This is a genomic window from Sorangium sp. So ce321 (assembly GCF_051530195.1).
In the GTDB taxonomy this organism is placed as follows: Bacteria; Myxococcota_A; Polyangia; order Polyangiales; family Polyangiaceae; genus Sorangium.
In genome coordinates this window covers 1402894-1422972 of the sequence record NZ_CP150329.1, presented here as the reverse complement: position 1 = coordinate 1422972, position 20079 = coordinate 1402894, and the positions used below count along the sequence as shown (strand labels likewise).

The window sequence follows — 20079 nt, the reverse complement described above, 5'->3', positions numbered from 1 at the left end:
GCGCGGGCCCGCCGGCGGTGGGCAGGACGATCGACACGCGTGCGGGCCCGAGGTTCCCGCCTCGGATCGCGCGGCCCGGGTCCTCGCCTCGCGCGCAGCGCGCCGCGCCGGGACGAGGGAGGCGCGACGTCGCTGTCGCTCAGGGAGGGAGCCTCTCCAGGAAGCGCGTGACGTGCTGAGCGATCGCGACGGCCTGCTCCTCCACGGCGAAGTGCCCGGCGTCGAGCAGGTGGAGCTCTGCCCCGGGGAGATCGCGGAGGTACGCGCGCGCGCCCGCGCTGATGAAGTCCGCGTCGCTGCGCCCCCAGACGACGAGGGTCGGCGGCTTCCGGGCGCGCAAGAACGCCTGCCATGCCGGATAGGCGTCGATGTTCGTCTGGTAGTCCTGGAGCAGCTGGACCTGGATCGCGCGGTCCTCGGGCGTGGCGAGGAAGGCGAGGTCGTGGGTCCAGGCGTCCGGGCTCATGCGCTCCCGCCGCTCGCCCGGCACGTGCCGGAGGTACTGCTGGTCGCGGATCGCCGCGCCGCTGACGACCTCGGCGACGGCGGCGGCGCCAGCCTGGGATCTGTCCTCGTGGGCGCGCCGGATGAACGCCCGCAGCTCCTCGGGCAGACCGTCGAGGTACGCGTTGCCGTTCTGCACGACGAGCCCCCGCAGCCGCTCGGGGTGGGCCATGGCGACGCGGAACCCGACCGGCGCGCCGAAGTCCTGCATGTAGAGCACGTACCGCGCGAGCCCGAGCGCCTCGGTGAAGCCGGTGACGTGGTCCGCGAGCAGGTCGAACGTGTAGGTGACCTCGTCGGGGCCGGGGTGCTCGCTGAAGCCCGACCCCAGGTAGTCCGGCGCCACGACGCGGTACCGGCCTGACAGGAGCGGGATCAGCTCTCTGTAGCTGTGGGACGACGAGGGAAAGCCGTGGAGCAAGAGCAGCACGGGGCGGTCGGCGCGCCCCGCTTCGCGGTAGAAGATCCGGCGCCCGCGCACCGCGACCGTGCGGTAGTAGGTCTTCTCCGGCCAGGCCGCATCGGGCGCAGCCGGCGCTCGGCCACCTGCCGGCGCGTCGGGGTCGCCGCGCCGCGCGGGCAGCCCACCGGCGCAGCCCGCGAGCGCGGTGACGAGGGGGACGAGGGGGACGAGGGCGACGGAGGCGAACCGCTGCAGCGCCCGGCCGAGACCCGTCCGATGTACGCGCCTGCCAGCCGCGGCCCCCGTGAGGCCGGCCCGTTCCACCTCGGAGCGCGCGTCCCCGCCCGTGCCTGAGCGACCTCGCGCGCTCGCGCCGCCGGTCGTGCGTGCCCCGATGGCCAGCGTCGTCCCCTTCCCTTCCCCGCGCTCCGTCCCGCGCTTCATACTAACCTCCGTAATGCTGTTTTGACGGTTATACAGTGTTCATGCTAACCGGTCAACACCGGCATCGATGGTTACAACCGCCTCGCCCTTCCTCTGGCTCGGCAATCACCGGGCGCTCGATTTCCTCAACACCGAGCAGGTGCAGCGCGGCGCCCGCGTGGACTTGCTCCCCGATCTGCGCAGCCTCGTCGCCTGGTGCGAGGAGGCGGGCTTTCTCGATGCGACGGCGGCCGGCTGCGTCCTCGAGCGCTGGGAGGGGTCGCCGGAGGCCGAGTGCGCCCTCGACCAGGCGCGGCAGCTCCGGAGCGCGCTGCGCGCCCTCATCGAACTGCCGCGCGCGCAGAAGGCGCCGGCCGAGGGCGCCATCGGCGTGATCAACAGGGGCCTCCGCCTCGACGCGGGGTACACCGAGGTCGTGCGCGCGCGCGGCGGGTTCGCGCGCCGGGTCCACGTGCAGATCGACGCGCCGGACCAGCTCCTCCGCCCCATCGCCGAGGCGGCCGCGAGCCTGCTCTGCGACGTGGACCCGGAGCTCGTGAAGCGCTGCGGGAACCCCGACTGCGTCCTCTACTTCCACGACGTGTCGAGGAACCACGCGCGCCGCTGGTGCAGCATGGAGCTGTGCGGCAACCGGATGAAGGTGGCCGCGCACTACCTCCGCAACCGGAACGGCTAGGACAGGGGTAAAGGCGCCCGGAGGCCGCGAGCGGCCCCCATCGTGGTCACTTCGCGTGCGCGAGCAGCTCCTTGGCCACGTCCACGAAGAGGCGCAGCGCCGGGGAGCTCTGCGCCCGGCTGGGGTAGTAGAGGAAGTAGCCAGGGACCCTGGGCGCGTAGGGCTCGAGGACCCGCTGCAGCCGCCCGGTGCGCAGCTGCTCCATCACCATCGGCTCGAAGGCGTACGCCAGCCCCATGCCTTCCTCCGCCATCAACACGCTCAGCTGGGTGTCATTGGTGACCACGCCCCCGCGCACCGGCACGCGCCAGGTCCTGCGGCCCCGCTCCAGCTCCCACGCGTAGAGCGCCCCGGTGGAGTGCATGCGGAAGGCGAGGCACTCGTGGCGCAGCAGATCCTCGGGGCGCTGAGGCGCGCCGTGCCGCGCGAGGTAGGCGGGCGCGCCCACCACCACGAAGCGGAACGCGTCGGTGAGCCGCACCTGCACCATGTCGCGCTCGATGGCCTCGGTCAGCCGCACGCCCGCGTCGTAGCCCTCTGCCACGAGGTCCACGAAGCGCTCCTCGACGACGACCTCGACCTCGACCCGGGGGTGACGCGCGCGAAAGGTGGGGACCACCGGGGCGATGACCAGGGGAACCGCCGCCCGCGGCACCGACAGCCGGACCCGGCCCACCACCTCTCCCGGCTCCGCGGAGACCTCGGTGAGGGCCGCGAGCGCCTGACTCATCGCCGGGCCGGCGCTCTCCACGAGCCGCCTCCCTGCATCCGTGAGCGACACGCTGCGCGTCGTGCGGGCCAGCAGCACCACGCGCAGCTGCTCCTCGAGCTGCCGCACGGCCTGGCTCACCGCCGACCGGGAGACGCCGAGCTCGCGCGCCGCGCTGCTGAAGCTGCGCAGGCGCGCCACGACGAGGAACGCCTGGAGCTGCGGGAACGGCGCCGAGTTCATGCGCTGGATCCGCCCTCGATCGCCCTGGATTGTCAAGCACGGCTTAACAGCCCGTTGGCTCCATCGTGCCTACTCGCTTCCGGGACCGAGGCGTAGGTTCTCCGTGCTCGGGGCCCGACGGCCCGAGCCCACGAGGAGAAGAGGCAATGCAGACGCGCAAGCTCGGTAACAGCAATCTGGAAGTCTCGGCCATCGGCCTCGGCTGCATGGGGCTGAGCTTCGGCTACGGCCCGCCCACGGACAAGCAGGAGGCGGTCTCGCTGATCCGCGCGGCCGTCGAGCGGGGCGTCACCTTCTTCGACACCGCCGAGGTCTACGGCCCGTTCACGAATGAAGAGCTCGTGGGCGAAGCCCTCGCGCCCTTCCGCGGGCGCGTGGTGATCGCCACCAAGTTCGGGTTCCGGTTCGACTCCAACGGAAAGCAGGCTGGCATGAACAGCCGGCCCGAGCACATCAAGCAGGTGGCCGAGGCCTCGCTGAAGCGACTTCGGATCGACGCCATCGACCTGTTCTATCAGCACCGTGTCGACACCGACGTGCCGATCGAGGACGTCGCGGGCGCGGTGAAGGGGCTGATCCAGGAGGGCAAGGTCAAGCACTTCGGCCTCTCCGAGGCTGGCGTGAAGACGATCCGCCGCGCCCACGCGGTCCAGCCGGTCACGGCGCTCCAGAGCGAATACTCGCTGTGGACGAGGGGGCCCGAAGCGGAAGTGCTGCCGGCGCTCGAGGAGCTCGGCATCGGGTTCGTTCCGTTCAGCCCTCTGGGCAAGGGCTTCCTGACGGGCAAGATCAGCGAAGACACCACCTTCGCCAGCTCCGACATCCGCAGCATCATCCCTCGATTCACGCCGGAGGCAATGAAAGCGAACCAGGCCCTGGTCGAGCTGCTAGGCGAGCTCGCAGAACGGAAGAAGGCGACCCCTGCGCAGATCGCTCTCGCATGGATCCTCGCGCAGAAGCCGTGGATGGTGCCGATCCCCGGGACCACGAAGCTGCACCGCCTGGAGGAGAACATCGGAGCTGCCAGCGTCGAGCTGACGACCGGCGATCTGCGTGAGATCGAGAGCGCCGCCTCGCGGATCACCGTGCATGGGGCTCGCTACCCCGAGCACCTGGAGAAGAGGACCGGCCTCTGAGCGAGGCGGGGCGTCAGCGCCGACCACGGCGATGCCCCACATCACCTCCTCCGCCCGACCGCCGCTCGGGAGGGAGGAGGAAGAGGGAGACGCTCCGAGGATGCCAGGCGCGAATCGCCTCGCCCGCGGGCTCGCGCCGACGTACGATGAGCCCATAAAGGCTCGCTCCGTGGACGCGCACAAGGGCAAGGAGACCCGTTATGTCAAGCAAGGATCCCAAGGCCGACCCGCCGATCCGCAAGCCGGTCGCCGTCGAGAGCGTCGCCTGGGAGGAGTGGTCGGAGGGCTCGCGCTTCGGCAGCCGCTTTCGCCACCTGACCAGGGCGGCCGTGGGCGACGGCTACCACGTCGGCGTGCTGATCGAGGAGCTCCCGCCGGGGAAGCAGTCGTCGCCCGCGCACTATCACGTGCTGGAGGAAGAGCACATCCTCGTCCTGGAGGGGCGCGCCACGCTGCGGCTCGCCGAGGAGACGATCGAGGTGTCGGCCGGGGACTACGTCTGCTTCCCGGCGCGCCAGAAGGCCGGCCATTGCCTCGTCAACACGAGCGACGCGCCGTGCCGCTTCCTCGTGATCGGCGAGCGCAAGCCCGATGAGGTCTGCGTCTACACCGACTCGAACAAGATCCTCGTGCGCTCGGTCGACGAGATCTACGACAAGTCGCAGGTAAGGCCCTACTGGGACGGCGAAGCGACGGGCGGCGATCAAGCGCCTTCTCCTCCATCGCCTTCATCGCCCTCCTCCTCGTCGTCTTCTTCATGACGCCCGTCGCTCTTTGTCACGGCGCGCGCGGCGCGCCCGGCCCCCTCGGCCCCGGGCTCGTCCTCGAGCGCTCCGGCGCCGACGCGGCGACAGGGGCGCACGCCGGCGAGGAGCGTCGAGATGGCTTGACGAGATGGTCAGATGCGCCTCGTATGGCGGCATGCTCCGAGCGATCGCAGAAGACGTGTGGGCGTACGAAAAGGACCTCCGGATGCCGTTCGGCTATCTGCCGTCGCGCACGACCCTCGTGCGCCGGGCCGATGGCGGGCTCGTCATCCACTCGCCGCTCGCCTTCGATGACGACGCCGCCCGGGCGATCGACGCGCTCGGCGAGGTGCGCGCGCTGGTCGCGCCGAGCTGCCTCCACCACCTCTCCCTGAGGGCCGCGACCGAGCGCTGGCCGCGCGCGAGCGTGCTCGGGGCGCCCGGGCTCGAGCGGAAGCTCGCCGGCCTCCCCTTCACCCCGCTGCCGCCGTCCGGCGTGGCGCCGGAGATCGGCGACGAGCTCGGCGTACGTCTCGTCGAGGGCGTGCCGTACATCACGGAGCACGTGTTCCTGCACGCGCGCTCGCGGACGCTCATCGTGACCGACCTCCTCTTCAACGTGCACGAGGTCCGCAGCTTCGGCATGAAGGTCTTCCTCTGGCTCGGCGGCGCGTGGAAGAAGACCGCGCAGGACCACGTGTGGCGCCTGCTCATGAGGGACCGCGCCGCGGCCGCGCGGAGCGTCGCCGACGTCCTCGCGTGGGACTTCGAGCGCGTCGTCGTCGCCCACGGCGACATCGTCGAGGACGACGCGAAAGCGCGGCTGAAGAAGGCGCTCGCGTGGATCGGCCCGAGGGCGACCTGACTCCCGGACGAGCTCGTGACGATGTGGTCAATGGCTTCTTCCGATCAACGTTGATCTGATATGAGAGGCGCAGAGGAGCGCATCGATGCCCGTCGATCTCGAGACACCCACCTGTGACGACTCCCTGATCCGGCAGCTCTGGGCATCGGCCTACCAGCTGCCCATCCTCAGCGCCGCGGACGAGCTCGGCGTGTTCACGCTGCTCGAGCGGGAGCCCGCGAGCGTCGCGGAGCTCGGCGAGAAGCTCTCCCTCAGCGCCCGCGCGGCCGAGGCCCTCCTGGCCTCGCTGGCGGCGATGGGGCTCCTGGCGCGGCTCCAGGGCAAGTTCCACCTCACCGAGGTTTCCCGCGACTTCTTGCTCCCGACGAAGCCGTTCTACTGGGGCCCCATCCTGCGGATGCTCTGCCAGCTTCCCCTCTCGGATCGCGCCCTGGTGGACACCTTGCGGCGGGACGGGGCCGTGGCGTGGGGCAACGGCAACGTCATCACGGACGAGTGGGCGCAGGCGGAGCTGCCGGACGAGCGGGCGCAGGCCTTCACCCGGGCGATGCACAGCCACTCCTTCGCTACCGCGGTCGGGCTCGCGCAGCGGGTGGAGCTCTCGGGCGTGGAGCGCCTGCTCGACGTCGCCGGCGGCTCTGGCTGCTTCAGCATCGCCCTGGCGCGGCGCCACGAGGGGGTCCAGTTCACCGTCGCCGAGCTGCCGCCCGTGTGCAAGGTGACGAGGCAGTATGTCGCGGAGCACGGCCTCGAGGGTCGCATCCACGTGGTGGAGCTCGACATGTTCCGCGACGCGTGGCCTCCCGGTCACGACGCGATCTTCTTCGCCAACATCCTCCACGACTGGGACGGCGCGCGCCGGCAGCGCCTGATCCAGCGCAGCTTCGAGGCGCTGCCGCCGGGCGGCCGCGTCCTCGTCTACGAGCTCCTGCTCTCGGACGCGCAGGACGGCCCGCTCACGGCGGCGCTGATGTCCATGAACATGGTCTTCATGACCCCCGGCAAGCAGCTCACCGCCAGCGAGCTCGACGAGCTCCTCCGCGGGTGCGGGTTCACCGACGTGTCCTTCACGCCGGCGTACGCGGGATACTCGCTCATCAGCGCCAGGAAGCCCGCCGCTCGCTGAGACCGGCCCCGATCCACAGGCATCCTCGCAGAGAGCGCGCCCCGCGCGGCGCGCTGACGCGCGGCCTGGGACAGGGCCGCGCGATCGCGTACCCTCGGCGTCGATGCTGGCCTTTCTCAGGAAGCGGCGGCGCGCCGCCGTCCGCCGCGCGCCCTTTCCGGCGGCGTGGCGCGCGGTCCTCGACCGCAACGTGCCCTCGTTCGGCCGCCTTCCGGCCGAGGACCAGGAGGAGCTCCTCGGGCATATCCAGGTCTTCCTGGCCGAGAAGCCGTTCGAGGGGTGCGGCGGCCTGGAGATCACCGACGAGATCCGGGTCACGGTGGCGGCGCAGGCGTGCATCCTCCTGCTCCACCGCGAGACCGACTACTACCCCGAGCTCGAGGTCGTCCTCGTCTATCCGAGCACCTACGTGGCCCCCGGCCGGGAGGTCCGCGAGGGGGGCGTCGTGGTCGAGGGCGGCCGCGCGCGGCTCGGGGAGTCGTGGTCGCGCGGCGCGGTCGTGCTCGCGTGGGACGGCGTGCTCGCGGGCGCCGCGGACGTGAGCGACGGGCACAACCTCGTGCTCCACGAGTTCGCGCACCAGCTCGACCAGGAAGACGGCCCCGCCGACGGCGCGCCCGAGCTGCCCGAGCGCTCGATGTACGCGGCGTGGGCGCGCATCCTCGGCCGCGAGTACGAGCGCCTCCTGCGCGACGAGGCGAGCCTCAAGCGCACGGTCATCGACCCCTACGGCGCGACGAACCCGGCGGAGTTCTTCGCGGTCGTCACCGAGGCCTTCTTCGAGAAGCCGCGCAAGCTCAGGGCGAAGCACCCGGAGCTCTACGATCAGCTCAAGGCGTTCTACCGCCAGGACCCGGCCGCCCGGTAGCGGCCCCGCCGGCCGCCGTCGCGGCGCGCGGACGCGGGGTCGATCGCCCGGCCGCCGCCAGTCATGGTATCTCCCTGGCAGCCTCGATGTCCCGAAAGCGCAAAGCCAGGTCCCGCAAGGGCGACGCGTCCGCCGCGGCGCGCTCTGCTTCGTCTGCTCCCTCCGCGCCGGCCGCGCGGCGCGTGCGCGCCTTCCGCCTTCGCCTCAACCTCACCGCCCTCGAGCTCGCCTCCGGCCACGACGGCCTCCTCCGCGGCGCGCCCGAGCCCGTCCTCCTCATCGCCGCATACCTCCTCTTCCCCGCGGCTCCGGGCGCACCGGCCGGCCTCACGCCCCCTCGCCCCCTCGGCCGCACCCTCGTCCGTTTCAGCCAGCCCCAGGGCCGCTTCCCCGCCGTGCTCGCCCTCCGCGCGCCGGTCGCGTTCAGCGCCCGCGCCCGCGCCCGCGAGGACGACCGGATCCTCCTGCTCGCCCTCGCCGTCGAGGAGGACACCGGCAAGGAGGTCGAGCGGCTCTACGCCCACCTCGCCGACGCAAAGCACCTTCGCCTCTGGGACCTCGACGCGCCCGTCCCCTCCCCGTCCACCCCGGCCGAGCTCGTCGCCGCCCCGTACCTGCGAGAGCACGCGACGCCCGCCCGCGTCGGCGTGCTCGACGAGCGCGGCGACCTCCGCGACACGTGCCGCGAAGACGACTTCGTCGGCGCCTCGGCGGCCGTTGTCTCGATCGCCCGCCACGAGGACGCGCTCCGCTTCCACTTCGTCTCCGCCGACGGCCGCAACGACTGGACCGCCGTGACGACCGTCAGCGTCGACTGACGCCCTGCCGCCGGCCCCCTGAGGCATCCCCTCATTCTGCGGCCCTTTTCAGGGGGGAGATTGAACGGGGAGGCGGGGAGACATGGAGTATTTGAAGATTTCCCTCCCCGGTCGAGTAGCCCCCGGACCCGTCGGTCCGGGGGCCCTCGCCGGATCCGGACAAGGAGGTTTCCACCATCCGGCTCTTCCGTCGAGAGGGGGGCTCAGGTAGACGTCCAGATCTGGACGCGGATCTGCGGCTCATTTGACAACGCCGGAGCCTTCGGCGTTACCATCCTCCGATATGAAGCCGATCACATCTTGGCCGGTCTTGGCCGGGCTCGTCGTCATCGCTCTCGGGTGCAGCGGCGGCGGCGCGGGCGCTGGTGGAGCGGGCGCTGGCGGAGCTGGCGAAGCGGGCGCAGGCGGAACGAGCGACGGCGTCACGGACGGCGCTGCCGCGGGCACCGGCGGAACGACCTCTGCGACCGGCACAGGTGGATCGCTCGCGGGAACGGGCGGTGGCGGGGATGGCGGCGGCGCGGCGGCCGGCGGTAGCGGCGGCGATTCGGGCGCGCAGGGTGGCGCCGGCGGCAGCGCGGGCTCGACCTATCGGCCCTGCCCGACCGACGGCACGGCGTGCAAGATCATGCCGTTCGGCGACTCCATCACCGACGGATACAACGGGGACACGCCGGGCGGCTATCGCGTCGAGCTGTTCCGGCTCGCGCACGCGGCGGGCAAGAACATCACGTTCGTCGGTTCGGGCTCGAACGGACCGAGCACCGTTGGCGGCGTGCCGTTCCCGCACAACCACGAGGGCCACAGCGGCTGGACGATCGCCCCCGCCGGCGGGAGGAGCGGCATCTCGACGCTGGTGTCGACCGTCATGCCGCAATACGAGCCCGACATCGTGCTCTTGATGATTGGAACCAACGACGCAATCGACAATTACGACATGCCCGACGCCCCCGAACGTCTGGGCGCGTTGATTGACAGCATCTACGCGCAGCTCCCCGATGTTCTCATCGTGGTGGCCGCGCCCATCCCGTCGCGCGGCGACGCGAGCAAGGGCGACGACACCGCGCTCAGCGCGCGCATCAAGACGTTCGACGACGCCATTCCGGCGGTGGTGAAGGCCCGCGCGGACGCAGGCCGACACATCATCTCCGTCGACATGTACACGCCGTTCAATCCGAACAAGACCGCGTTACTCGAAGATCAGTGGCACCCCAACCTCCAGGGCTACGTGCTGCTGGGCGGGCAGTGGTACGCGGCGTTGCAGCCTCTGCTCTGACGGCGCGGTCGCTCAAGAGAGGCGCGCGGAGCCTGACGGAGCAGAGAGGCCCGCCCGTCGAGGTTATTCCACGGCGATTTCGGGGGACGTCAGCGCCCCTGGACCTCGAAGTTGGTCACGCCCCAGCCCTCATCGAAGAGGCCGGTCAGCCCGGTCGAGGACAGGTCGAGCGCGAGGTCGGGCGCGGAGTGCGGGAAGACCAGCTTCATGCGGTACACGGAGTCGCCGTACGGATAGGCGAGGGTGTTCACCTCGAGCGCTCCCGACCCGGCCAGGCTCCCGTCCAGCGGATAGCTCTGGGGGCTCATGGTGTTGGAGAAGGACTCGCTGAGCAGCTCGACGCCGTCCGCGGAGGCGGCCCAGACGCTGGGGCCAAAGGGGCCATCGCCGTCCCAGGCGTTGATGAGGTAGAGGTCGAAGCTGACGGTCAGCTCGGTGTGGGGGGCGAGATCGTCGAGCGTCAGGTGCGCCGTCTCGTTGCCGAACTGCCCCAGGAAGGTGCGGTCTCCGAGCGGCGTGACGCTGGTGACGATGGACGCCCACTCCTGGCCGATGGATCCGGTGAAGTTGTTGAAGTAGACGCTGCGGGCGCTGTTGATGACCGACCCGCCCTGCCCGTGGCTCGCGAGATCCGCGGCGGCCTCCTCGGCCGAGTCCGCGAAGCTCGAGTCGCCGGTGAGGCCCACGTCGAGGATGCACGTCTGCTTGATGACCTCGTCGGTGATGCCGGCGCAGGCCAGCTCGCCCGCGGCCCTCTGCGCGGGGGTCAGGTCGTTGAGCCACACCGGCTGCCCGGGACCGGCCGGGCCGCCGCACGGCGTGCCCTGCTGGATGAGCGCGACGTCGCCCGGGGCGGCGCCCACCCGCCAGACGTCTGCGTAGCTGTTCGTGTCCTGGTACATCTCGAGGAACGTCAGCCCGCTGCTCAGCACGCTGCCGTTCCGGGCCATCATGAACTCGTTGGTCGGGTCGTTGTCGGCGTTCCCGAAGAGGCCGGCCATCCTGCCCACGCTGGCCGGCGGGACGAGGAAGAGCGTGTCAAGGTACAAGCCGAGGGCATAGCTCCTCGGATGCAGCGCCAGCCGCTCTCCCGTCGGCCAGGCCAGCACGGTCCTGCCGCTCGCGGACTGGTAGACGCTCCCGCCGCCGGCGAGCGCGAGCGCGCCGCTCGACGGCACCGTCGTCGGTTGCCCGTTCAAGTAGAGCGCGCCGTTCGCGTGGAACTCCACGAGATCACCCGCGATGCGCGCGCCCACGGCCCGGCCGGTCGAGATGCCCGGCGACACGGGGCACTGCCGGATCTGGATCTCCAGATCGGGAGTGGCCGTGCTGGTCGCCATCACGAAGTCGCCCTCCCCCTGGAAGTCGAAGGCGACATTATCGAAGCTGACGTAATGGGGGTCTCCCGAGCACACGGCGGGCTTGCAGGACGAATCAGCGGTGTCCACGCGGCACCCCCTCATGACCTTGACGAGGAGGGCGTCGCTACCACCGCCGCCGAAGGAATGACCGCAGAACGGCGCGTCCGTCCTGCCCGTCAGGAAGACGTTGCCCCTCGGATCGACGGCGACGCCATGTCCCGCCTCCGTCGCGTTCGTGCCGATGTACTCGGTGCGCAGGTGTGCCCCCGCCGTGCTGTACTCGCGCAGGTACATGTCCGCGCTCCCGAGGGACGCGTCGGAGTCGAGGTCGCGGGAGGTCTGGCCGGTCAGCACGACAGATCCACCGATGACGGCCACCGACGTGGCGGAGACGTTCTCGCTCGCCGTTGTCTGCCGGATCCATTGCGTCGTGAGGCTCGCGTCCAGCTTGGCGAGGAAGGCGTCATACACCGTCGAAGAGGCATAAGAGGGGAAGTTCCCGTTCGTCGTGCCGGAGACGTAGACGACGGTCTGACCCGACTCCACCGCGGTGGTCAGGCTGAACGCCTGGTCCTGGAGGTTCGTGCCGAGGAGCGCCACCCCGCCCAGAGCACCGCTGTCGCTGTAGCGGGCGACGAAGGCGTCGGCGCTGCCGCCCGCGTACGGTTGGCCTGCGAGCGCGCCGGTGGTGTAACCGGCGACGTAGACCTGCCCATCGGCTCCGACGGACACGCTGCGCGCGATGGTCGTCTTGTTGTTCACTCCGAGCTGCCTGGTCCAGACAGGAGCGCCGCTCGCCGAATACTTCGCCACGAACAGCGACGTGGTGCCGCTCGTCGGCGGCGGGCTCACCCCGGCGAGATTCCCGCCTGTGGAGCCCACCACGTAGACGCTGCCGTCAGGCGCGTGGGCCACAGACCACGCTTGATCCACCACAGCCGTACCGAACTGGCGCCGCCACGCCTCGGTCCCGTTTGCGTTCAGCTTGACGAGGAAGGCGTCCGAAGCTCCCTCGTGCTGGCCGGCTTCGATCGCGCCGCTCGTGTGGCCGACCACGTAGAGCGACTCGTTACCGCTCGTGGGGCACTGGGCCGAGGAGACGGCGACGCTCGTCGCCTGGTCGTTCGCCGACGTGCCGATCTGCGTGCCCCACAGTAGCTTCCCGTCCTGCCCGACCTTGCGTACGAAGGCGTCGCTCCCGCCGCTGTTCACCTCGCCCGAGATGGCCCCGGTGGTGGACCCGACCTGGTAGACGGCGTCGCAGGACGCGGCGACCGCGTTCCCGAGGTCCGCGCCGGTCGTGGGGGTCTCGTCATGCCACGTGAATCCCTCGAAGCTGGGGCAGGTCACGTTCTGCAAGGGGAGCGTGACGCCCTTCGGGCCATCCCCCCCCGTGGGGTCGAACGGGAGGGTGGACAGGGGGGAGTCGTCCTCCTTGGGCCTCAGCTCCTCCTCGGTCGCGCTGGTATCGTCGTTCAGCTCTCCGGCGGGGGCGAGATCATCCCCCTCCGCTCCGGAGCCGTCGTCCCCGGAGGAGATCGGCGCAGCCTGGTCGGGCTGGGCGCCTCTCGTCGAGCCCACCGGCAGAGGATCGCCGGTCGAGCCGCTGCAAGCGGCGACGCCTGCCGCCAGGATGCACACGGAGAGCGTCTCACAATGAAATCGTTTCATGCTTGAACCTCGCAGTAAATGATGCCGATTCGACGTGGTCCCGAGTTCGGGAGGAACCGATGTTTCACTCTCTTCGTTGGTCGCCCCCGGACTACCCAGCCTGCGTGAGGCCGCGAGCCCGCGCCTCGACGCCGCCGGTCCTCGACGAGCGCGCGTTCCTCGTCGCCGAAAGCTCAGAGCTTCCGGAGAGCCCTCATCGCGCTCCGATTCTCGCGGGAGTCGCGGTGGCCATGAGCAACGAGCGTGCCTGACCTTTCAAGCTTCAGATCTGCACCACCTGGCCGGAGGCTCGTGGACCGTCCGGTAAGTTTTTCAACATCGTCGTGGAGCAGAGCCGCGCGCTCGCGGCTCGCCGCCCGTGCGCAGGTTCGACTGGCCACTGCGGGTTATCTTGAAAGACTCGTCGAGCAGTCCACGAGCGCCTCGACTGAGCCCGTACCGCGCGCAGGGGAGCGCCGCCCCGAGGACGGGGTGGTTCCGCCTCCGTGCAGGGGACGCACGCGGCGGCGTGTCCGTCACCCGGGGACGCGGCGCTTCATCCAGGGACGCGGGCTCTATCGCGGGCCCCCTCCCCGGCCGGACGCCCATGGGGCGCCCTTGCCTCAGGCCGGCACCTTCAGCCGGTCAGGTCTTCACCGCGCCCGCGGTGAGCCCCTGGACGAGGTAGCGCTGGAGCAGGAGGAACCCGGCGACGACGGGCACGCTGACGACCACCGAGGCGGCCATCACCTGGTTCCAGTAGATGTTGGACTGGGTCGCATACCCCTGCAGCCCCACGGCCAGCGTGCGCCCCTCGTCGCTGGTCAGCACGGAGGCGAAGAGGACCTCTCCCCACGCGGTCATGAAGGCGTAGATCGCCACCGCGACGACCCCCGGCTTGGCCGCCGGGAGCACGACGCGGAGGAGCGCGGTGAGCGGGCCGGCGCCGTCCACCAGCGCGGCCTCGTCGAGCTCGCGCGGGATGGTGTCGAAATACCCGGCGATGAGCCAGATGGAGAAAGGCAACGAGAACGTCAGGTACGTGAGGATGAGGCCGAGCCGCGTGCCGTGCAGCTCTAGCCCGGTGGCCCGCTCGATCGAGACGAAGAGGAGGAAGAGCGGGAGCAGGAACAGGATCCCGGGGAACATCTGCGTCGACAGGACGGTCGTGAGGAACACGCGCCGGCCCCGGAAGCGGTAACGGCTCACCGCGTACCCGGCGAGGATCGCCAGCGCCACCGAGAGCACCGTCGAGGCGGCCGCGACGACGGCGCTGTTCACGAAGTACCGCGCGAGCGGCACGGTCCGCCACATGTCGACGAACGGCTGGAGCGTGACCTCCGTCGGCAGCCAGGTGAAGGGGCCCTGGACGTCGCGCAGCGGCTTGAGCGCCGAGATCAGCATCACGTAGAGCGGGATGACGGTGAAGAGCGACAGCGCCGCGAGCACGGCGCGCCGCAGCCAGACGACCCACGCGGCCTCACGCATCGCGCGCGCTCCGGCTCGTGATCAGCAGGTAACCCGTCGTGACGACGAGCAGGAAGCCGACCAGGATCACGGACATCGCCGAGCCAAGCCCGAAGTTCCAGGTGATGAAGGACGCCTGGTAGATGTGGATCGCGATCACGTCGGCCTCCGGCGGCGCCGCGCGCCCGAAGAGCGTGTAGGGCGTCGTGAAGTCGTTGAAGCTCCACAGGAAGAGCACGAGCAGCAGCACCTGATTGACCGGCCGGAGCATCGGGAGCGTGATCGACCGGAGGCGCGTCCACGGGCCCGCGCCGTCGACGCTGGCCGCCTCGTAGAGGTCCGAGGGGATGGCCTGGAGGCCCGCCGTGATCGTGAGGAAGGCGAACGGCCATGTCCGCCAGATCGCCACGACCACCAGGCTGAAGAAGCTGTTCCCGCCCAGCAGCCAGAACGGCCGCTCCTGGAAGAGGCGGAGCTGGTCGACGAGGACCGTGTTCACGATGCCCGTGTCGCGCTGGAGCATGAAGCTCCAGGTGATGACGCCGGTGAAGATCGGCATCGCGAACGGGATGAGGAACAGCGTCCGCAGCGCCGCGCGGCCGCGGAACGGCTTCTGCAGCGCGACGGCGGCGGCCGTGCCGAGGAGCCACGAGCCGCTGACGACGAGGACGCTGACGGCGACCGTGACGAAGAAGGAGCGGAGGAGCTCGGCGCCCACCGGCGCGGAGAAGTCGACCGCCAGGCGGTAGTTGGAGAGCCCCGCGGACGGGGCCTTGATCCAGTTGCGGATGAACCGCTGCGTGAGCTGGAGGAAGCTCATCCACGTCCCGACGAGCATCGGGACGATGTGAACGGCGAGCTCGGCGACGAGCGCCGGCAGCAGGAGGACGTACGGGAACGCCCGCGGCCAGCGCCCCGGCGTGGCCGCGCGGGGCCTCGCCACGCCGTGCGCCGTCGCCGTCACCGCCGCCGCCCCGGCGACCTGCGGCGCGTCCCCCCGGGCGCCCTCCGCGCTGCCCTCGCCCATTACTTGCCGCTCGCCATCTGCTGGTTGGCCTTCGTCAGCTTGGCGCGGATCGCGGCGTCGTCCACCGCCTTGCCGGAGGCCGCCTCGGCCAGGAGATCTTTCATGGCCGTGCCCACGAGCGTCTCGAACTGCGCCGTCTCCTCGAGCATCGGCATCGACTCCGCCGTCTCGGCGAGCACCTTCTGGAAGATCTGGATGTTCGCGGTCTTGAAGCGCTCGTCCGAGTAGGCGGACGTCACGACCGGCAGGGAGTTGAACGCGGCGTTCAGGATCCGCTGCTCCTCGGGGCTGGTCATGAACTCGACGAACTTGAGCGCGGCGTCCCGGTTCTTGGTGTCCTCGAAGACAGCGATGTTGATGCCGGCCACGTGGCTGTTCACCCGCTTGCCGTTCGCGGGCAGCGGGTCGGGCAGCGGGACGGGCGCCACGCCGTAGGCGTCGCGGGACAGGCCGTTCTGCTCGATCGCCGTGGCGGCGTAGCTCTGGATCATGAGCATCGCCGCCTTGCCGGCGGAGAAGTCCTTGAGGATCTGCGTGTCGTTGACGTACTCGGCGTTGCTCGGGTTCACGACCTTGTGGACGGCGAGCAGGTCGATGTACTGCTTGATGCCGGCGACCATCTCCGGGTCGTCGAACCGCGGCTGCTTGCCGTCGAAGATCCTGGCGCCGTGCTGCCGGCCGAACATGAACGCGAAGTGCGCGTTCTCGCTGTAGCTCGCGCCCATGATGGCGAGGCCGTAACGGCCGCTCTGCGCGTCGGTGAGCTTCTTGGCGACCGTGATGAGCTCCGCCCACGTCGCCGGCGGCTTCTCGATGCCCGCGTCGGCGAACATCTTCTTGTGGTAGAAGAGCCCGTAAGCGAGCCCGTAGAGCGGCACCGCGGCGGGCGGCTGCCCCGGCGCGCCGGTGGCGGACATGCTCGCCGGGATGAACCGGTCCTTGCCGCCGATCCTGGCGAGCGTGGCGTCGTCGAACGGCAGGAACGCGCCTGTCGCCTGGAGCGACGCAGACCACGAGTTGCCGATGTTGAGGACGTCGGGGCCCTTGCCGCTGGTCGTGGCGCCGAGGATCCGGTTGAGCAGGTCGGACCAGGGGATGACCTCGAGCTTGACCTTGATCCCGGTCTGCTTCTCGAACTTGTCGAGCTCCGGCTGGAGGACCTTCTTGTCGTCCTCGACGCTGGGCGCCTGGTTGCTGGCCCAGTACGAGAGCGTCGCCGGAGCGGAAGCCGGCGCGGCCGACGCCAAAGGCCCCGAGGGCGAGGGCGACGAGGACGGCGCGTCGCCGCCGCTCTTGCCGCACGCGGCGGTCCCGAGGGCGAGCAGGGCAAAGGCGGCTACGGCCTCGATCGTGCGTGACTTCACGGTGACTCCTTCTCTGTCTCTGTCTGCCGGTTCACAGGAGAATCGCGCGAAACCGCGCAACGGCGCGCAGACTACCCGGTACGCAGCCAGGCCCGCAAGCACAGCAGGGCGAGCAGAGCGCGGGCGCCGATCGCTGGTTCACGGCCTACCGCGCGCGCGTCGCGCAACCATCCGCCGCACCGGCGAACCACCCCAGGCGACATTTCCAGACGTGTCAGCAAGGCGCAGGGAGCGAACCACTTAATCGGTTCAGAGTCAACGGGCATGCGCGGCATGCGCTGGGCTGCTCCGACGGCGCGGCTCAGGTGGCACGTGCCACGCGTGCCGGTGGCACGTGCCGCTCCCCCCGGGCGTCGCCGGCCCGCTGCCGGGCGGGGAGCGCCACCCGACCGCGGTCACGTCCAGCGTGATGAACGCGCGGCACGCCGGCCGCATACATGCGTCCGCGCGGTCGTGAGCACGGCGCCCGGTCCGTCGAGGCGCGCCGGGCGCTCGGTCCGCTGCCGCGCTCCCCGCGAGCTCACATAGCTCCCACCACCCTATCGAGGATCCATGTCCATTCATTTGCACGAAAGACCGGCGGCCACGCGCTCACGCGAGCGGCGGAGCCGGCGGCTCGGCGCCTGGCTCGCGCTGGAGGCCGTCGCGGTCTCCCTGCTCGGGTGCCTCGGCGACACGTCGAAGGCGCCCGAGCCGACGGCCGGCGAGCTGGCCACGGTCGCGCAAGCCCTGCGCGACGACGACACGCCGTTCAACGCCGCCTCCGAGGAGCCGATCGTGAGCGTCGGCGGTGGTCATGCCTGCGCGGTGAAGTCGGACGGCACCGTGCTCTGCTGGGGCAGCAACGACGAGGGTCAGGCCAACGATCCCGCGAACGTCGACCGCTACGTCCAGGTCAGCGCGGGCGGCAGCCACAGCTGCGGATTGAGGCCATACGGCACGATCAACTGCTGGGGCAGCAACAGCGACGGTCAGGCCACCCCTCCCTTCACGTCATCGCCGAATCCCAACTTCAGATACGTCCAGGTCAGCGCAGGAGGATTCCATAGCTGCGCGGTGAGGACGACCGGTTCGATCGCCTGCTGGGGATACGACAACCACGGACAGGGCACCGGTCGCGCGGGCACCTTCACGCAGGTCAGCTCGGGCGATTACCACAACTGCGCGATCAGGACGGACGGAACGGTCGACTGCTGGGGGAGCAACAACCGAGGACAGAGCATGGCCCCCGCGGGCACCTACGTGCAGGTCAGCGCGGGCGACTACCACAGCTGCGGGTTGAAAACGGACGGGGCGATTCAGTGCTGGGGACGCAACGACGAGGGCCAGGCCGCGACTCCGACAGGCACCTTCGTCCAGGTCAGCGCGGGCTACTTCCAGAGCTGCGGGCTGAAGACGAACGGAGAGGTCGACTGCTGGGGGGACAACACGTATGGCGGGGCCGCCGATCCCCCGGGGACCTTCACCCAGATCAGCACGAAGCGTGGGCTCACCTGCGGGGTGCGGCTGAACGGCACGGTGGACTGCTGGGGAACCCAGGAAGCGGATCCGCCCGTCGCGAGCAGCTTCGGTCGCCTCGCGGTCGTGTCGGGCGATCATCACAGCTGCGCGCTGAGGGCGAACGGTACGGCGCTCTGCTGGGGGGACAACGCCCTGGGTCAGAGCACGGCGCCGGCCGATGTCTTCAAGCAGCTCAGCGCAGGCGCCTCGCACACGTGCGGCCTGCGCGCCAACGGCACGGTGAAATGCTGGGGGGACAACAGCGCCGGCCAGATCGCGAATGCTCCCGGCACGTACATCCAGGTCAGCTCGGGCCATGACCACAACTGCGGGGTCAAGACGGATGGCACGATGTACTGCTGGGGAAACAACGCCGGTGACAAGGCCACGGCTCCCCCGGGCACGTACGCGCAGGTCAGCGCGGGGGAGTCCCACACGTGCGCGGTCAGGACCGACGGCACCATCGACTGCTGGGGGGGCAACCTCGAGGGCCAGGGAACGGATTTCCCGGGCACGTACACCCAGGTCAGCGCGGGCACCAACCACAACTGCGCAGTGCGGACGGACGGCACCATCCAATGCTGGGGGAAGAACACCTACGACAAGTCCACAGCCCCGTCCGGCACGTTCACCCAGGTCAGCGTGGGCCACGAGCACAGCTGCGGGCTGCAGACCGATGGCCTCGTGCACTGCTGGGGCGACCCGTATGCCGTGTGGTCGACGCCCTACGCCGGGTTTGTCCAGATCAACGCGGGGAGGCTCCACACATGCGGTGTGGCGGAGAACGGCGCCGTCAGCTGCTGGGGGGACCGCGAGCACGGGAGGACCTCGGTGCCGACGCAGGCGTTCTCTCGTGTCAGCGCCGGTGGAGACAGCAGCTGCGGTGTCACGGCGAATGGATCCGGACGCTGCTGGGGGGACGACTCGCAGGGCCAAGGCACGTTGTCGCTCGGAACCCATACCCAGGTAAGCACCGGCTACCTCCACACCTGCTGGTTGCGGACGGACGGCACGTTGCGCTGCCGGGGATACGACGGCCACGGGGAGGTCTCCGGGACGCCCGGCGGTAGCTTCCTCCAGGTCGACGCGGGTACCTTTCACACCTGCGCCGTGAACGTGGATCACAAGGCGATCTGCTGGGGGGACAACAGCTTCGGCGAGGCCATGGCTCCGACGGGCGACTTCCTCCAGGTCAGCGCCGGCGCCCACCACAGCTGCGGGGTGAAGATGAACAACAAGGTGGATTGCTGGGGGGACAACAACAGCGGTGAGGCCGCGGAGCCGACGGGCGACTTCCTCCAGGTCAGCGCTGGCGCCCACCACAGCTGCGGGGTGAAGATGAACGGCGACGTCCACTGCTGGGGGCGCAACGTCGAAGGCCAGGCCACGGCTCCCTCGGGGATCTACGAGGGCCCCTACACGCAGGTCGGCGCGGGCAGCTACCACAGCTGCGGGTTGAGGGCGAACGGCACCGTCCACTGCTGGGGGAAGAACGTGGATCGCCAAGCCGATAATCCGGCGGGCACCTTCGTCGAGCTCAGCGTGGGCGGCGCTCACAACTGCGGGGTGAAGACCGACGGCACGGTCCACTGCTGGGGACGCGCCCTCCAGGGCCAGCTCTGGCCCCCGCTGCCGAACTGACGCCGATCCCCTCGTCCTGCGCCGCCGTCCGGTGGACCGGGAGGGCTCCCTGTCACATGCTCGCCATGGCTGAAAACGGGCATCCACCATGCATCACGTGCATGATGTCCATGTTGGAAACGAATTGGATGTAGGCCAGCAGACGGGCTAGACAGTGGCGTCGGACCGATCACGACGTGATCCCGCGCGGGCTGTCCCACCGGACAACCGCGCTTCCTGGCGCTCGACGTGGACCCCGGAGAGGCACGCGACCCG

General features: G+C 70.3%; 15 protein-coding genes. 9 read left to right on the top strand and 6 right to left on the bottom strand.

What is annotated here, in order from left to right:
- Positions 1-139: 139 nt before the first annotated feature.
- A complete protein-coding gene (locus tag WME89_RS05520) occupies positions 140-1351 on the bottom strand; it encodes an alpha/beta fold hydrolase (protein WP_438008203.1) in 1212 nt (403 codons plus the stop codon).
- 67 nt (positions 1352-1418) lie between these two features.
- On the opposite strand from WME89_RS05520, the gene WME89_RS05515 reads away from it, so the two are divergent.
- Complete coding sequence (locus WME89_RS05515; RefSeq protein WP_438008202.1) at positions 1419-2027, top strand: CGNR zinc finger domain-containing protein; 609 nt, start codon at positions 1419-1421, stop codon at positions 2025-2027.
- Between the two features lie 46 nt (positions 2028-2073).
- On the opposite strand, the gene WME89_RS05510 is transcribed toward WME89_RS05515, so the two are convergent.
- Positions 2074-2979 carry a LysR family transcriptional regulator gene (locus tag WME89_RS05510; RefSeq protein WP_438008201.1) on the bottom strand — a complete coding sequence of 302 codons (906 nt, stop codon included), beginning with the start codon at positions 2977-2979 and terminating at the stop codon, positions 2074-2076.
- Between the two features lie 146 nt (positions 2980-3125).
- Between WME89_RS05510 and WME89_RS05505 the strand changes: the two genes are divergently transcribed.
- The 7 genes from WME89_RS05505 (at position 3126) to WME89_RS05475 (ending at position 9814) form a co-directional block, all read left to right on the top strand.
- Positions 3126-4115: an aldo/keto reductase gene (locus tag WME89_RS05505; RefSeq protein WP_438008200.1), complete on the top strand. Its 990-nt coding sequence runs from the start codon at positions 3126-3128 to the stop codon at positions 4113-4115.
- Positions 4116-4315: 200 nt separating this feature from the next.
- A complete protein-coding gene (locus WME89_RS05500; RefSeq protein WP_438008199.1) occupies positions 4316-4876 on the top strand; it encodes a cupin domain-containing protein in 561 nt (186 codons plus the stop codon).
- 160 nt (positions 4877-5036) lie between these two features.
- Entirely contained in the window at positions 5037-5726 is a 690-nt protein-coding gene (locus WME89_RS05495; protein ID WP_438008198.1) for a DUF4336 domain-containing protein, read from the top strand.
- Positions 5727-5811: 85 nt separating this feature from the next.
- On the top strand, positions 5812-6852 hold the full coding sequence (locus WME89_RS05490) for a methyltransferase (RefSeq protein ID WP_438008197.1): 1041 nt from the start codon (positions 5812-5814) through the stop codon (positions 6850-6852).
- 103 nt (positions 6853-6955) lie between these two features.
- Positions 6956-7720: a zinc-dependent peptidase gene (locus tag WME89_RS05485; protein ID WP_438008196.1), complete on the top strand. Its 765-nt coding sequence runs from the start codon at positions 6956-6958 to the stop codon at positions 7718-7720.
- Positions 7721-7806: 86 nt separating this feature from the next.
- Complete coding sequence (locus WME89_RS05480; RefSeq protein WP_438008195.1) at positions 7807-8538, top strand: hypothetical protein; 732 nt, start codon at positions 7807-7809, stop codon at positions 8536-8538.
- A gap of 244 nt (positions 8539-8782) precedes the next feature.
- Positions 8783-9814 carry an SGNH/GDSL hydrolase family protein gene (locus WME89_RS05475; RefSeq protein ID WP_438008194.1) on the top strand — a complete coding sequence of 344 codons (1032 nt, stop codon included), beginning with the start codon at positions 8783-8785 and terminating at the stop codon, positions 9812-9814.
- Between the two features lie 89 nt (positions 9815-9903).
- Here WME89_RS05475 and WME89_RS05470 read toward each other — a convergent pair whose 3' ends face one another.
- The 4 genes from WME89_RS05470 to WME89_RS05455 all read right to left on the bottom strand — a co-directional run bounded on the left by WME89_RS05470 (position 9904) and on the right by WME89_RS05455 (position 16683).
- Positions 9904-12846, bottom strand: a complete 2943-nt coding sequence (locus WME89_RS05470) for an SBBP repeat-containing protein (protein WP_438008193.1) — start codon at positions 12844-12846, stop codon at positions 9904-9906.
- 624 nt (positions 12847-13470) lie between these two features.
- Positions 13471-14313 (bottom strand): carbohydrate ABC transporter permease, encoded by an 843-nt coding sequence (locus tag WME89_RS05465; protein ID WP_438008192.1) that lies wholly within the window; start codon positions 14311-14313, stop codon positions 13471-13473.
- On the bottom strand, positions 14306-15319 hold the full coding sequence (locus tag WME89_RS05460; protein WP_438008191.1) for a carbohydrate ABC transporter permease: 1014 nt from the start codon (positions 15317-15319) through the stop codon (positions 14306-14308). The genes WME89_RS05465 and WME89_RS05460 overlap by 8 nt, the downstream gene beginning before the upstream one ends.
- A complete protein-coding gene (locus WME89_RS05455; protein WP_438008190.1) occupies positions 15319-16683 on the bottom strand; it encodes an ABC transporter substrate-binding protein in 1365 nt (454 codons plus the stop codon). Before WME89_RS05455 ends, WME89_RS05460 begins: the two co-directional genes overlap by 1 nt.
- 552 nt (positions 16684-17235) lie before the next feature.
- Between WME89_RS05455 and WME89_RS05450 the strand changes: the two genes are divergently transcribed.
- On the top strand, positions 17236-19824 hold the full coding sequence (locus WME89_RS05450; RefSeq protein ID WP_438008189.1) for an RTX toxin: 2589 nt from the start codon (positions 17236-17238) through the stop codon (positions 19822-19824).
- Positions 19825-20079 lie beyond the last annotated feature (255 nt).